Source organism: Aeromonas sp. LsrichE-8G (genome assembly GCF_022869435.1).
GTDB lineage: Bacteria > Pseudomonadota > Gammaproteobacteria > Enterobacterales > Aeromonadaceae > Aeromonas > Aeromonas caviae.
The window spans coordinates 1-295 of record NZ_JALIHH010000265.1; the positions used below are offsets into that span (position 1 = coordinate 1).

A 295-nucleotide genomic window follows, 5' to 3' on the forward strand; every position below is an offset into this window, starting at 1 on the left:
TTCCCAGGCATTACTCACCCGTCCGCCGCTCGCCGGCAAAAGTAGCAAGCTACTTTCCCGCTGCCGCTCGACTTGCATGTGTTAGGCCTGCCGCCAGCGTTCAATCTGAGCCATGATCAAACTCTTCAATTTAAGTTTGGTTGCCTATAAAGGCGGCTCAATGAATTGCTGAATTAACTGCTGCAACTAAAAGTTGCTTTGGTCACTTCATCAGACATTGAAAATCAAAAATTGTTTTTGATGCTCGATGCTGTGAGTGCCCACACAGATTGCTTGATTCAAATTGTTAAAGAGC

1 rRNA gene is annotated in these 295 nt (G+C 45.8%); it reads right to left on the reverse strand.

The window, feature by feature from the left end:
- Positions 1–132, reverse strand: a 16S ribosomal RNA gene (locus MUW49_RS20930); the annotation flags it as partial.
- Between the last annotated feature and the right edge of the window lie 163 nt (positions 133–295).